Source organism: Streptomyces sp. A01 (assembly GCF_059026195.1).
In genome coordinates, this window is record NZ_JBWLKN010000044.1 from 1 (window position 1) to 13,197 (window position 13,197).

The 13,197-nt window shown below is 69.3% G+C and carries 12 protein-coding genes and 1 pseudogene; 7 read left to right on the forward strand and 6 right to left on the reverse strand.

The annotated features are described in order from the left end of the window. The first annotated feature begins 232 nt into the window (after positions 1-232). Positions 233-1,471: a tyrosine-type recombinase/integrase gene (locus AC5P1B_RS33610; RefSeq protein WP_493891803.1), complete on the forward strand. Its 1,239-nt coding sequence runs from the start codon at positions 233-235 to the stop codon at positions 1,469-1,471. Between the two features lie 367 nt (positions 1,472-1,838). On the opposite strand, the gene AC5P1B_RS33615 is transcribed toward AC5P1B_RS33610, so the two are convergent. From AC5P1B_RS33615 to AC5P1B_RS33635, 5 genes and pseudogenes are all read right to left on the reverse strand, one after another. Then, positions 1,839-3,053 carry a C40 family peptidase gene (locus AC5P1B_RS33615; RefSeq protein ID WP_493891804.1) on the reverse strand — a complete coding sequence of 405 codons (1,215 nt, stop codon included), beginning with the start codon at positions 3,051-3,053 and terminating at the stop codon, positions 1,839-1,841. Positions 3,054-3,300: 247 nt separating this feature from the next. Beyond that, positions 3,301-4,317 (reverse strand): annotated as a pseudogene (locus AC5P1B_RS33620) (chitinase); the annotation flags it as partial. Between the two features lie 384 nt (positions 4,318-4,701). Then, positions 4,702-4,968, reverse strand: coding sequence for a DUF8847 domain-containing protein (locus AC5P1B_RS33625; protein WP_493891805.1), 267 nt, complete (start codon positions 4,966-4,968; stop codon positions 4,702-4,704). A gap of 78 nt (positions 4,969-5,046) precedes the next feature. Next, complete coding sequence (locus AC5P1B_RS33630) at positions 5,047-5,808, reverse strand: TetR/AcrR family transcriptional regulator (RefSeq protein ID WP_493891806.1); 762 nt, start codon at positions 5,806-5,808, stop codon at positions 5,047-5,049. A gap of 149 nt (positions 5,809-5,957) precedes the next feature. After that, positions 5,958-6,887, reverse strand: coding sequence for an AurF N-oxygenase family protein (locus AC5P1B_RS33635; RefSeq protein ID WP_493891807.1), 930 nt, complete (start codon positions 6,885-6,887; stop codon positions 5,958-5,960). A gap of 336 nt (positions 6,888-7,223) precedes the next feature. On the opposite strand from AC5P1B_RS33635, the gene AC5P1B_RS33640 reads away from it, so the two are divergent. Beyond that, the gene (locus tag AC5P1B_RS33640) at positions 7,224-8,267 is read left to right on the forward strand and encodes a ferritin-like domain-containing protein (protein ID WP_493891840.1); all 1,044 of its coding nucleotides are present in this window, start codon (positions 7,224-7,226) and stop codon (positions 8,265-8,267) included. A 22-nt stretch (positions 8,268-8,289) separates the two neighbouring features. Here AC5P1B_RS33640 and AC5P1B_RS33645 read toward each other — a convergent pair whose 3' ends face one another. After that, positions 8,290-8,730, reverse strand: coding sequence for an ATP-binding protein (locus tag AC5P1B_RS33645; RefSeq protein ID WP_493891808.1), 441 nt, complete (start codon positions 8,728-8,730; stop codon positions 8,290-8,292). A gap of 237 nt (positions 8,731-8,967) precedes the next feature. Between AC5P1B_RS33645 and AC5P1B_RS33650 the strand changes: the two genes are divergently transcribed. From AC5P1B_RS33650 to AC5P1B_RS33670, 5 genes are all read left to right on the forward strand, one after another. Continuing rightward, the gene (locus AC5P1B_RS33650) at positions 8,968-9,849 is read left to right on the forward strand and encodes a helix-turn-helix domain-containing protein (RefSeq protein WP_493891809.1); all 882 of its coding nucleotides are present in this window, start codon (positions 8,968-8,970) and stop codon (positions 9,847-9,849) included. An 11-nt stretch (positions 9,850-9,860) separates the two neighbouring features. Continuing rightward, positions 9,861-10,058: a DUF397 domain-containing protein gene (locus AC5P1B_RS33655; RefSeq protein ID WP_493891810.1), complete on the forward strand. Its 198-nt coding sequence runs from the start codon at positions 9,861-9,863 to the stop codon at positions 10,056-10,058. Positions 10,059-10,081: 23 nt separating this feature from the next. After that, positions 10,082-10,291, forward strand: a complete 210-nt coding sequence (locus AC5P1B_RS33660; RefSeq protein WP_493891811.1) for a DUF397 domain-containing protein — start codon at positions 10,082-10,084, stop codon at positions 10,289-10,291. A 207-nt stretch (positions 10,292-10,498) separates the two neighbouring features. After that, on the forward strand, positions 10,499-11,575 hold the full coding sequence (locus tag AC5P1B_RS33665; protein ID WP_493891812.1) for a Rieske 2Fe-2S domain-containing protein: 1,077 nt from the start codon (positions 10,499-10,501) through the stop codon (positions 11,573-11,575). Between the two features lie 262 nt (positions 11,576-11,837). Next, entirely contained in the window at positions 11,838-12,890 is a 1,053-nt protein-coding gene (locus AC5P1B_RS33670; RefSeq protein WP_493891813.1) for an aromatic ring-hydroxylating oxygenase subunit alpha, read from the forward strand. Positions 12,891-13,197 lie beyond the last annotated feature (307 nt).

Sequence of the window (13,197 nt, forward strand, 5' to 3'; positions counted from 1 at the left end):
TCTGGACCAAGACCGCCGACGAAATCCTCGAACGCCTCGCTTCATATCTGAACAGAATTCCTGACTCAGAAGACTAGCGACCTTGCTAGCGACCCAAGACGCCCATGACCAGGCACCTAGCGACTAGCGACCACCCCGCGCCAACCGGCAAACGCACCCGCCAACGCCCCACCGCGCCCCGGCCGCACTCGCGAGCGCCCCCGTGACGAAACCACCGAGGAGCAACCCGCCCATGGCTGGCCACATCCAAGACCGCTGGTACAAGGACGAGACCGCAGACGACGGCAAGACCAGGCGCGTCAAGACCGACCGCCACAACACCGGCATGCGCTACCGCGCCCGCTACATCGGCCCCGACGGAACCGAGAAGCACAAGAGCTTCCCCGACGGACAAAAACGCCTCGCGGAGAAGTGGCTCACCAAGATTGAAGCCGACATGGACAGTGGCCAGTACACCGATCCTCGCGCAGCCAAGACGACGTTTCAGCAGTACACCGAGAAGTGGCTCAAGACGCTCGGGGCCGACCCGAACACCATCGAGTCCATGAACTCCCAACTCCGGCTGCACGCCTTCCCGTACATCGGGTCTCGCCCGCTCGGGCCGTTCAAGCCGGAACACATCCGTGAGTGGGTGGCAGCGCTCGAAGCGAGCGTGCCCGGCTCGTACGGCCGGATCATCTACGCGAATGTACGCGTTGCTCTAGGCGCCGCCGTGGACGACGGCTACCTGAGCCGAAACCCGGTCTCTGTGCGTTCCGTGAAGCCGCCGACGATTGACCCCATGCGTGTGGTGCCATGGTCTGCTGAGCGAGTGTTCGCCGTGCAGGCAGCCATGCCGGACGGGTATCAGGCGATGGTCGATCTAGGCGCGGGCTGCGGCATGCGACAGGGGGAGAACCTTGGCATTGCCATAGACGCTCTCGACTTCGAATCCGACACGCTTCACGTGGTCCAGCAACTCAAGCTCAGCCGCAGTAAGCCCGTGTTCGCGCTCCCCAAGGGTGGCAAGACGCGGGATGTTCCGCTGCCGGGCCCTGTGGCCGACGCGCTCAGGGCCCACATGAAGCAGTTCCCGCCAGTTGAGATCACGCTGCCCTGGAAGACGCCGGACGGCCGGAAGATGACCAGGCGGCTCATCTTCATGGCGCCGGGCGGAAACCACGTGTGGCGCCCGAACCTGAACGAGGAATCGTGGAAGCCCGCCCTCGTCGCGGCCGGAGTCATCCCCGAACCTGAGACGAAGGCAGACGGCTATGCTGCCGCTCGCGAGCACGGCATGCACGCGCTGAGGCACTTCTACGCGTCAGCCCTCTTGGACGGCGGGGAGAACATCAAGGCCGTCAGTGAGTACCTTGGCCACAGCAACGCGGCCCTGACGCTGAGGATCTACGCCCACCTCATGCCGAGCAGCCAGGAACGCACGCGCACGGCGATCGCGACTGTCTACGACAAGGCCCGGCGTTCGGTCTGACGGCCCACAGACGGCCCACAGACGGCCCACGGCCTCCTATGGGGACCTCAGTTGGGGGAAACCTGCTGGTAGATCGCCTGTAGAGCCGTGGGCTTGCTTCTCTGAGCCGGAGAAGACCGAGGCGTACCTGGCGGAGGTCACCGCGGCGCAGGCCCAGGACCAGGCCCAGGGCTCAGCTGAGGTCCCGGCCCAGGACAGGACCGGCGCCGAGGGCCCGGCCCAGCCCGCCGTCTGAGGCGCGCCTGGGGCAGGTGCGCCGCTCCGGGAGTGGCGCGCCGCCCGGGGCGGGTGTGGTGTCTCGGCGGGCGCGACGGCCGGCGACGGCGTGCCGCCCTCGGGTAGGTCCTGTGACGCCCGCTGGTGCCGGTCAGGCGCGCGGGGCCGTGGCGGAGCCGTAGCCGGTGTCCTTGCCGTCGCTCGCTCCGGCGGGGACCTCCGGCGGGACGTAGCCGTGCATCGGACGCTGCCCCGGATCGGGACGTACGGCGCCGAGCAGCGGGTTCGCCGCGATCGGCGAGACCTTCACGACCGCACCGGGGCGCGGTGCCTGCACGACGCGGCCGTCGCCGATGTACAGCGCGACATGCGTGGCGCCCTTGAAATAGATCACCAGGTCGCCGGGGCGCAGCTGCTTCAGGGGCACCCGGGAAAGCGCTCGCCACTGCTGCTGGCTGGTGCGCGGGATCGTCCGCCCCGCGTGCGCCCACGCCTGGGAGGTGAGCCCGGAGCAGTCGAAGGAGTCCGGCCCCTCCGCCCCCCAGGCGTACGGCTTGCCGAGCTGGTCGAACGCGTACCGCACCGCCCGCGCGCCAGCCTCCGAGGGCGACCCCGCCGCCGCCTTCCCCGCCGCAGCCGCCTTGCGGGGTGCGCCGGGCGCGCCAAGGGCGCCCGACCTGATCAGCCGGCGCTGGGCGGCGTCCACGCTCCGTGCCTCCAGCCGCCGCAGCTGGTCGAGCCGGCTCTCGCTCAGCGACGCGAGCAGGCCCTCCACTTCCTCCAGCCGCCCGCGCACCGCGTCGCGCTGCCGCTTGCGCCGTTCGGTGAGTTCCCGCTGGCGGTCGAGCGCGGTACGGGCCCGGGAGGCGTGGAAGTCGTCCCGCACCTCCGCGTCGGCCAGCCGCGCCTGGATGGCGGCGTGCCGTTCGACGGCCCGGCTCAGCTGGTGGTCCTCGTCCAGCGCCCGCTCGGGGCGGCGGCTGAGGATGACGCGTACGGAGCGGGAGAACCCGGCGCCGTGCCGGTAGTGCTGGCGGGCGATGCCGCCCGCGCGGTCGCGGGCGTCGGCGAGGTCCTCGCGGGTGGCCGTGAGCCGGGTGACCAGCCGCTGGGTGGTACGGCGCTGCGCGCTGAGCTTCTCCTCGGTCGCGTTGTACCGCTCGCTGGCTTCCTCGGCCTTGCGGTAGTGGGTCTGAAGCCGGGTCAGCAGGGCACTGACGGAGGTGCCGTCCGGCTCGGCCGGCCGGGCGGGGGTGAGCGCCGGGGCGGCAGCGGTGGCGGGTGGAGTCAGGGGGAGCGTCAGTCCGGCGGCGAGCGCCAGCACGCACGCCGGTCGTATGCGCCGCCTTTTCGGCTGTCCTGACATGGGCTCACCTCCGCCTGGTTCCGGTGGCCGGTCGGGTGGTCCGGCCCAGGTGGATCGTGGCACGCGTGGTCATGCTTTCTATATTTTTATACGGCGATTCCGGCTAATGCCGTCACTCGTCCGATGGACGGGTACGGCGGGTCGCCGTGCTTCCGGGCCACCGGATCGCCCGGCTCCCGGACCACCGCCGGGCCCCCAGGCCACTTCGCCAGGGCTCGTGGGCCCGTAGATCCCGTCCCCCTGCGGGTTACCGCCCGAAATAGGCGTCGAAGTTCTTCGAGAACTCACGCCCGTTGAAGGAGTCCCAGTTGATGGACCAGCTCATCAGCCCGCGCAGCGCGGGCCAGCTTCCGTGGGTCTGGTAGCTGCCGCAGTCTGTTCTCCTCGTCAGGCAGTTCAGCGCCTTGTTGACCTCGGCGGGAGGGGTGTGGCCGTTGCCCGCGTGGGTGCTCGCCGGGAGGCCGATGGCGACCTGGGACGGGGCGAGGGCCGGGAAGACGTTGTTCTTGTTGCCCGCGACGGGGAAACCGGTGAGCAGCATGTCGGTCATGGCGATGTGGAAGTCCGCGCCGCCCATGGTGTGGTACTGGTTGTCGAGACCCATGATCGGCCCCGAGTTGTAGTCCTGTACGTGCAGCAGGGTGAGGTCGTCGCGCAGTGCGTGGATGACCGGGAGGTACGCCCCGGCGCGCGGGTCCTGCCCGCCCCAGGGCCCGGAGCCGTAGAACTGGTAGCCGAGCTGCACGAAGAACGTCTCCGGCGCCATGGTGAGGGTGAAACCCGCCCCGTATCTGGCCTTGAGGGTCTTCACGGCCGAGATGAGATGGACGATGGCGGGCGTCCTTGGGTTCTTGAAGTCGGTGTCGCCGGTGTTGAGGGACAGCGAGTGCCCCTCGAAGTCGATGTCGAGGCCGTCGAGCCCGTAGCGGTCGATGATGGCGCTCACCGAGGACACGAACTTGTCGCGGGCGGCGGTCGTCTCCAGCCGGACCTGCCCGTTCTGGCCGCCGATGGAGATGAGGACCCTCTTGCCCGCCGCCTGCTTGGCCTTGATGGCGGCCTTGAACTCGGCCTCGGTCTCCACGTTCGGGCACGCGCTCTTGGGGCACAGGCCGAACCGGATGTCCCCCGAGGTGGTGGACGTGGGCTCACCGAAGGCGAGGTCGATGACGTCCCAGCTGTCGGGGACGTCGGCCACGCGGGTGTAGCCGGAGCCGTTGGCGAAGCTGGCGTGCAGATAGCCGACGAGGGCGTGCTCGGGGAGGGCGGCCGCCGGGGCGGTGGCGGCCGGAGCGGGGTCCGCTGCCCGGGGCGGGGCGGGCCGGGCAGCGGAGGCGGGTGCGGCGAGGGCGGTCACGGCCAGGGCGGTGGCGGCGGCGAGCACGGTGCCGAGGGATCTCGCGTGGAGGTGCGGGCGGGGGCGCGGGTGCGGGCGCATGGGGGCGGCTCCTCGTTCGACTGCGGTACGAGTGGGGCGTACGGGTCGAGGGCGGGAGAGCGCTTCTGTGGGTGGGGGACGGCCAGGGAGGCACAGAAGCGGCTCTCGCCGCGCAAGCAGCAAACAAGGACTAGACCAGAGGTGTCAATGGTCCGTACCAAAACTGGAACGGAGGATGTCCCGACGGGTGGCCGGGAGCGAGTGGGAGTATCAGCCTGGCTTCGACCAAGGCCACTTGAGGCCGCTGGCGGGCTTGCCGTCGGGCGCGTACTCGTAGAGCCAGCCGCGCGGCACCCCCAGCCGTTTGGAGATCGCCGCGGGCGCGCGGACGTAGACGTAGACGGTCGGCGGAGTGCCGTCGTCGTTGGGTACCGGCACCTCGTACGTCTTCGGCGGCTGCCCGGTCGCCCCGGTCAGCACTGGCAGCACCCGGCCGTCCAGCGGCCCGCCGACAAAGGGCGTTTCTACGCTTCTCACACCACCAGTGTCACACCGGGCGCCGAGCCGGGCGCAGGGGGCCACGCCACGGAGGCGGCGGACCGCGGACCAAGATCCTCAGAGCAGATGCCCCGCGTCACCGACGAGGGGCAGGATGCGGCGGACCAGATCGCCGACCGCGCCGTCCGCGACTTCCTGGGCGAGCGCCGACCGCGCCACCTCGGCGGTCTCCGGGTCGCCGGCACCGGTCGCCGTCAGCAGCGCGATGAAGTGGTCGAGCAGCCAGTCGCGCAGCTCCTCGATGGGCGGCTGCTTTCCCTCGTCCAGCCAGATGAGGGACGCGGCCTCGACCGCGCTGATCCATGTGCGGACCATCATCCGCAGCCGCTGGCCTGGCTCCGGGGCGCCGAGATGGACGAGGATCTGCTCGGCGGCGGTGCGCCGGACCCTGTCGACGATGGTGTTCGTACGGGACGTCTCGACGACGCTGCCGCCCTGGAGCAGCGCGGAGAAACCCGTGTCGTGCTCGTCCACGAATCCGAGGAAACGGTCGAGCGCCCTGCGCAGCCGCGCGGTGAGCGGCCCCTGCTGCGGCTCGTCGAAGCAGCGCTGCAACTGGTCGGCGGCGCTGCTCAGGACCGCCTCGTACAACTGCTGCTTGCCGCCGGGGAAGTAGCGGTACACGAGAGGGCGGGAGGCCCCGGCGGCTGCTGCGACATCGTCCAACGAGACCTCCTCCGGCGGCCGGTGGGCGAACAGGTCCAGCGCCGCGGCGAGCAACTCGGCGCGGCGCTCCTCGACACTGAGCCTGCGGTAGGCGCCGCGGGGGGCGGGCCGGGGCTCCGTCGGCGCCGCGGGTGCGGTCCCGCCGCTGGTCATGAAGGGGTGCCTCTCATGGCAAGCAGCGTAACCGCCTCGGCGGGGGGCGTGTTGAACGTCCCCCGCCAGTCGGCCGGGCCGCCTGGCGCGGGCGGTCGGGGCGGGGCGGGTGCGGGGAGCTGGGGGGGGAGCTGGAGGAAGCAGATGGGTCAGGCGAGCAGGCCCGAGCTCTTCCACAGGGCGCGGCCGGGGCCGCGCAGGACGCCGATGTCGTCCAGGAAGTCCGTCAGCCGCTTGGCGCCGGTCTGCATGACCTCGCGGCGGTGGCCGCTCGCCTTGACCTGGGCGACGGCTTCACGGCGGTCGAGGCCGACGTCCGTGTAGACCTTCGGGTTGACGAAGGCGACGGAGAAGACGCGGGCGAACTCGCCGGAGACGAGCCGGGTGAACTCGGCCTCCCAGCGCGGCGCGCGCACCATCTGGCGGCGCAGCTCCTCACGCGCGTACCGGACGTGCCGGGCCTCCTCCACGACGTGGATGCGGGTGACACCGCGCACCAGCGGCTGGACGCGCTCGTCGGGGAAGGTCAGGCGCTGCATCCAGTCCAGGATCTCCTCGCCGAGCAGGGTCGCCGTGAAGGAACCGGGCGTGGTGGAGATGGTCTTGAAGAGGCGGCCGAGGTTGTGGTGAATCCGCGAGACGGGGTACGCGGGGACGTCGGAGCGCTGAATGAGGCGCGCGAACATCATGGAGTGGCGGCACTCGTCGGCTATCTCGGTGAGGGCGTAGCGGACGTGGGCGCTGGTGGCCGGGCGGTCGTATATGTGCCGTATGAGCAGCTGCATCAGGATGATCTCGAACCAGATGCCGAGCGAGGCGAGCGCGGCGGACTCGTGGCGGGAGAGGAGGATGCGCTGCTCCTCCGACATCTGCTTCCACATAGGGGTGTCGTAGAGCGAGACCAGCTCCGGCGGCCAGAACCACTTCCCGTCCTCGAAGGGCGCTTCCCAGTCGAGTTCGGTGTCGGGGTCGAAGGAGTGCTTGGCGGAGGAGTCGAGCAGCCGCTCCGCCACCTGCTCACGGTCCTTGAGCTGTCCGAGGGCGTCCCGGAGCATCTCGATTTCGGTCATCGTCGTCATGGCTGAGGACACCTCGCTTGTGGGTTACCCGCGGTCACGCTCTTATGAGACTGCTTGTCAGCAAGCCAGTCAATCCCCTTGATGCAAGTTGTTGACTGGGCGGTAACACCCGTGTGAGTCTCAAATATCCGCCCGTCCACGGGATGCCCGCTCGTGACGGGGCGCGGCGAGGCGAAGGAGGCGTCAGTGACGACGCACGGACTCTACGCACACAGCCCAGGTCATCCGCCCGTCTCAGGACTCCCCGTGGCTCCTTCAGCCCCCGGTACGGGCGAGGCGCCGGTCGCGACGGCGCTGGTTCCGGCCACCGGCGCGGCCCGCTTCAGCTGGCAGGCCATGTACCCCGGGCAGCAGGACAGCGCCGGCCGCGAACGGCTGCTCGCCCTGTACCAGAAGGGCAAGGACAAGCAGTGGGACTCCGCCACCCGCATCGACTGGGACCTGGACGTCGATCCGGACGACCCGCTGGGCGCGCCCGACGAGTCACTCGCCCTGTACGGCACCAGGTACTGGCCCCTGATGACCGGCAGGGACAAGGCCGAACTGCGCCACCACTTCGCCTCCTGGCAGTTCAGCCAGTTCCTCCACGGTGAGCAGGGCGCCATGGTGTGCGCCGCGCGGATCGTGGAGTCCGTGCCCGACCTGGACGCGAAGTTCTACTCGGCGACCCAGACCATGGACGAGGCCAGGCACGCCGAGATCTACGGCCGCTTCCTCGACGAGAAGGTCGGCACGGTCTACCCGGTCAACGACAACCTCCAGTCGCTGCTCAGCGACACCCTCAGCGACTCCCGCTGGGACATGCCCTACCTCGGCATGCAGGTACTGATCGAGGGCCTGGCACTCGCCGCCTTCGGCATGATCCGCGACACGACCAACAAGCCGCTGCCGAAGCAGATCCTCACGTACGTGATGCAGGACGAGGCCAGGCATGTCGCCTTCGGCCGGATGGCGCTGCGCGACTACTACCGGCAGCTGACGGACGCCGAGCGGCGCGAACGCGAGGATTTCGTCATCGACGGCTGCTACCTGATGCGGGACCGGCTGCGCGGCGTCGAGGTGCTGGAGAACTTCGGCATACCGGCCGCCGAGGCCGCCGAATACACCGAGAACTCCGAGTTCCTCCAGCTCTTCCGCAAGCTGCTGTTCAGCCGGATCGTCCCGTGCGTGAAGGACATAGGTCTGTGGGGCGAACGCCTCCAGCGCGCCTACGTGGACCTCGGCGTGCTCGAACTGGGCGACAGCAACCTCGACGCGCTGATGTCCCAGGATGAGGGCCTGGCCGACCAGCTCGACGCGGAACGCTTCGCCCGCGAGGAGCAGGCCCGTACGGAGGAGGTCGCGGGCGCGATCGCCGACGGCGCGGCTGCCGTGGACTGAGCGCACCCGCCCCGCACCGCTCTCAGCGGGCCGCCGCCCGCGCGCCCAGCTCGAACCAGGTGGACTTCCCCGGCCCCGGTGCGTGCGTACAGACGCCCCAGGCGTCGGCGCCGCCCGAGATCAGCAGCATGCCGCGTCCGCGCTCGTCGCTCACGGCAGGCGCCTGGCAGACGGGAAGGCCGGGCGCCTCGTCGTGCACGAGTACCCGCAGCCGGTACGGGTCGGCGGCGCCGACAGCCCACTCGGCGAAAAGCGTGACGGGCGTCGAACAGCCTTTGCTGGCACAGGCGTTGACCGCGTTGGTGACCATCTCGGAGGTGAGCAGCAAGGCGAGGTCGGTCAGATCGCTCCGGTGAGCCGCGATGAGGAGGGCCCGTACGGCTTCACGCGCGGTACGGACCCAGATGGGCTCGGGCGGGAAGACGAGCGAGACGAGGCGGCTGGGGGAGGGTTCGGGTCGCATGACGCGGCCTCCTGCAATGTGGGTGCCGGGGTGCCCCTGCGCGGGCCAAGTGGCCCTGAATCACGTGTGGTTATGCCTCGTGCGCGGCGGGCGAGTTGTGGTGCTGACGGTAGGGAACGGTTTTCCTGAATCGCAACCTTTTCGCAGAAGTTCCCCCGCACGAGTGGTGGGCTGCGCATTTGGTGGACCCGCCCGCGCGGCGCTGGGCAGACTGCCTGGAACTACGAGGAGGAGTGCATGTCACCTAGAAGTGCGCCGAGCGAGCGTCAGCGCCGACTCGGCGCAGAGCTGCGTAAGTTGCGCAATCGGGCCGGACTCTCCGGCGATCAGGCCGCTGTGATCCTGGATGCCGATCGCGCTCGCATCAGCAACATCGAGGCCGGACGGATCGATGTGTCGCGCAACCGGCTCTACAAGCTTCTGCGGGAGTACGGCTGCCCACAGGGCCCGCTCTTCGACGGGCTCATGGAGATGGCACAGGAACGGGGAAAAGGTTGGTGGGACGAGCATCGCGACGTGATGGGCCGCAGTGCCCTCGACCTGGCGGAGCTGGAGAATCGCTCCACCGCCATCCGGATGCATGAGCCGCTGTTCATTCCCGGCATGCTGCAGACACGGGACTACGCGGACGCGGTGATTCAGACGATCGAAGGGGATCTTGACCGTATCGACGGGTACGTGAACTTCCGGATGGCACGGCAGCGGATTCTCGACAAAGACTCTCCGGCCACGTATCACGCGGTGATCCACGAAGCCGCGCTGCGAGTGCGAATCGGCGGGACGAGGCTCATGCGCAAGCAACTGCTGAGGCTCATTGAAGTCGCCCGGCTGCCACATGTGACCCTCCAGATCTTCCCCTTCGAGAAGGGGGCCTACGCGGCCTACAGCCGACCCTTCCTGATCTTCGAAGGGTCCACACCGGAGTTGAGCACCGTGTACCTCGAACACCCAAGCAACTCGGTGTTCCTGGGGGATGGAGAACGCATCGATGAGTACGCCAAGATGTTCGAGAAGCTGACCGAACTGGCGCTTGCTCCCGTCGACCCGGAGACCCCGCCCGAGTCACACGACTCTCGCGACTCTCTGAGCCTGATCCAGCACGCCATGTATGAACTGTGAGAAGGAGTCCGATGTCCCAGCTCGTATGGCGCAAGTCCTCGTACAGCACTGGCGGACAGGGTGAATGCGTCGAGGTGGCGACCGGCCCCGAGGGGGCGATCCACTTCCGCGAAAGTGACGCTCCGACCGTGGTCGGGGTGACTACGCCAGCCACGTTCGGGGCGCTGATCCGGAGGATCAAGGACGGGGAGTTCGGCCGCCTTCGGTGACGATCTGGCAGATGGAGAGCGCGATGTCTCAGCTCAACTGGCGTAAGTCTTCGTTCAGTGGTGGAGGTGAGGGTGAGTGCGTCGAGGTGGCGACCGGCCCCAACGGATCGATCCACTTCCGCGAGAGCGACGCCCCGAGCGTGGTCGGGGTGACTACGTCAGCCGCGTTCGGGGCGCTGATCCGGAGGATCAAGGACGGGGAGCTCGGCCGTACGCACCGAACCCACCCCTAACTACGCCGTTTTCCGCCGGAAATGCGCGGCTATTCCCGGTGCGTGTCGCTGAGCCCCTACGTGTGCGCTTGGCGCGCCCCCTGTTCACCACGGCCCGTTCACGTCCCTTGGTTGCCGGGGGACGGCGATCGGGAAGGTCGCAGCAGGCAGAGGGGAACGCCGGGTGCGCTGCGGAGGCGGCACCCCGACCGTCACGGAAGGGGCGACATGAAGGTCAGGAAGACGGGCTGGTTCGATCGAGGAGAAGCGGGCCTGCCTCCGTCGATGGCGCGACGGGCGTCCAGGGGGCCCTATCCGGACGGCTGGTTCGCGCTGGCCGCGAGCGGCGAGGTGAAGCCGGGAAAGGTCCTCACCCGGCGGCTGATGGGCGAGGACGTGGTGCTGTACCGCACGACCGCCGGGCAGGTCCGCGCCACGGAGCCGCACTGTCCGCACATGGGCGCTCACCTCGGTTACGGCGGGACGGTGAGCGGCGAGAACATCGTCTGCCCCTTTCACCATTTCCAGTACGGAGCGGACGGGATGTGCGTCAAGACCGGGTACGGCACCACGCCGCCCAAGGCACGGCTGGCCACCACGGAATGCCGCGAGGTGGAGGGCTTGGTCTTTGTGTGGCGGCACGCGCTGGGGGAGCGCCCTTCGTGGGAGATCGACACCCGGCCGTCCTCGGGTTTCTCCCGGCCGTACAGCACCGTCCGGGCACTGGTGGAGTATCCGCAGGACTTCATCGAGAACATCGTGGACTACGGGCACTTCGTGCCGATCCACGGCATCAGGAGTGAGGTCGTCAAAGAGGCATGGTTCGACGGAGGCCGCATGGGGACGTCGTACCGGTTCCGCCCGGCCGCCACGGGCGAATCGGCGTGGGCCTCCTCGGTCGTGCCGGAAGTGTCGGTCGTCGTGCAAGGCGTCGGCGTCGGCTACGCCGAGGTCCAGCTGCCCCGGCTCGGTGTTCAGCTGCGCACCCGGTTCTGCCCCACCCCCGTGGACCACGCCCACGTCGACGTGCGCATGACCACCAGCGCGCGGATCACCGGGATCGGGCAGGGCAGGGCGGCCGAGGCCGTGGCCGACCTGGCCGCCAGGTCGTTCACCTGGTTGTCCTGGTACGACACCAAAAAGGAGTTCCACATCTGGGAGCACCGGAGATACGCCCAGCCACTGCATCTGGCGAAGGGGGACGGGCCGATCATGAGGTTCAGGAACTGGAGCAGGCAGTTCTACAGCGTGCTGGACATCGAGGACACAGAGGCTGACGGCAAGCGGCTGGCGGCCGACGGCTGACACGAGGGCACCGGGGGCTGCCGATGTGGAGACCCCTAAGCAGCGCGGGAGCGCGGGGAGTCGCGGCCCAGCCCGTCACCGGCACGCGCCCCGTCCACGCGCATGAGCTCAGGCGCCACCGGCACTCACCCAACTCGGCTCGCGCCCCCTGTAGCCCCTACGCGCTACCGCGCGCTCCAGGGCCTTCGATTGCCGCCCGGCCCGGGGCGGGCAGCATGCCGCCGACCGAGGCGTGGGCGTCGGCAGGGATGGAGGGGGCGGTATGAGGGACTGGGCGTCACGTCTGACCGGCAAGGAGCGGGCGTTGCCGCCGTCGCGGACGCAGCTGACACCGCGATTGCCGTACCCGGACGGCTGGTTCGGCCTGGCTGCCAGCGCCGAGCTGAAACCGGGCAAGGTGCTGACCCGGCGGCTGATGGGTGACGACGTGGTGCTCTACCGCACGGCGGCCGGGCGGTTACGCGCCGTACGGCCGTACTGCCCGCATCTGGGGGCGCATCTCGGGTACGGCGGGACCGTACGGGGCGAGAACATCGTCTGTCCCTTCCACCACTTCCAGTTCGACCCGGAGGGGACCTGCGTCAAGACCGGCTATGGCACTGCCCCGCCGAAGGCCCGGCTGTCGACGCTGGAATGCCGGGAGATGGACGGCATGGTCTTCGTGTGGCAGCACGCCCTGGGCAAGCCGGCGTCGTGGGAGATCGAGGCGTTACCCGCGGCGGGCTTTCCCGAGCCGCACTGGATCACGCACACACGGCTTGACCACCCGCAGGACGTGATCGAGAACATCGTGGACTACGGACACTTCTTCCCCATCCACGGATACACGCTGGAGGTCATCGACCCGCCGCGGTTCGAAGGGGAGCGGCTGGCGACCGAGACCCGGCTTCGCTCGGAGCGTTCCCGGTGGAAGGTCGCCTCGACCACGCCCGCGTCCAAGGTGGTGATCCAGGGGCTCGGCGTCGTCCGCGTACAGGTCGACATTCCGCAGTTCGGGGCCCAGGCACGCGCGTGGTTCTGCGTCACGCCGGTGGACCCCCTCCGCGTCCAGATCCGGGTGGCCGTCGCCGTGCGGCTCGCCGGGGCCGGTCACGGACGGGTCGCTCAGCGGCTCGCCGGGCTGACGGCCGCGCCGTTCGCGTGGATGACCTGGCGCGACACCCGCGAGGACATCCCCATCTGGCAGCACAAGAGCTACGTGGAGCGCCCCCGGCTCGCGAAGGGGGACGGTCCGATCATGAAGTTCAGGCGGTGGGCCGGGCAGTTCTACAGCGCGCCCGACGGCGCCGCCGCACCGGCCAGTGATCGGCTGTGACCACGTCAAGATCATCTCGTGACACTCCGGAAGTTAGCTTCTTTCCGGCGCCGCGCACACAGGTCGCGAGGCGCCCAAGCCGACGAGGGCCACGACACCGGCGACGCGCCGGTGGGCCGATGCGAGGAGTGCACGTGAAAAGACCGAGAGTCATCAGGCGGTCACGGAGCTGTCCGCCGCGCTGCTGACCTTCTCAGCGCGAAGGTGCCGCAGCCGCTGCCGAAGGTGCTGCCTAAGGCATCGGAACGCTGCGGCGCCAGCTCCCAGTTGTGCGACCCGCTTCCTTTGGGGAGGACGGCGGGTGGTG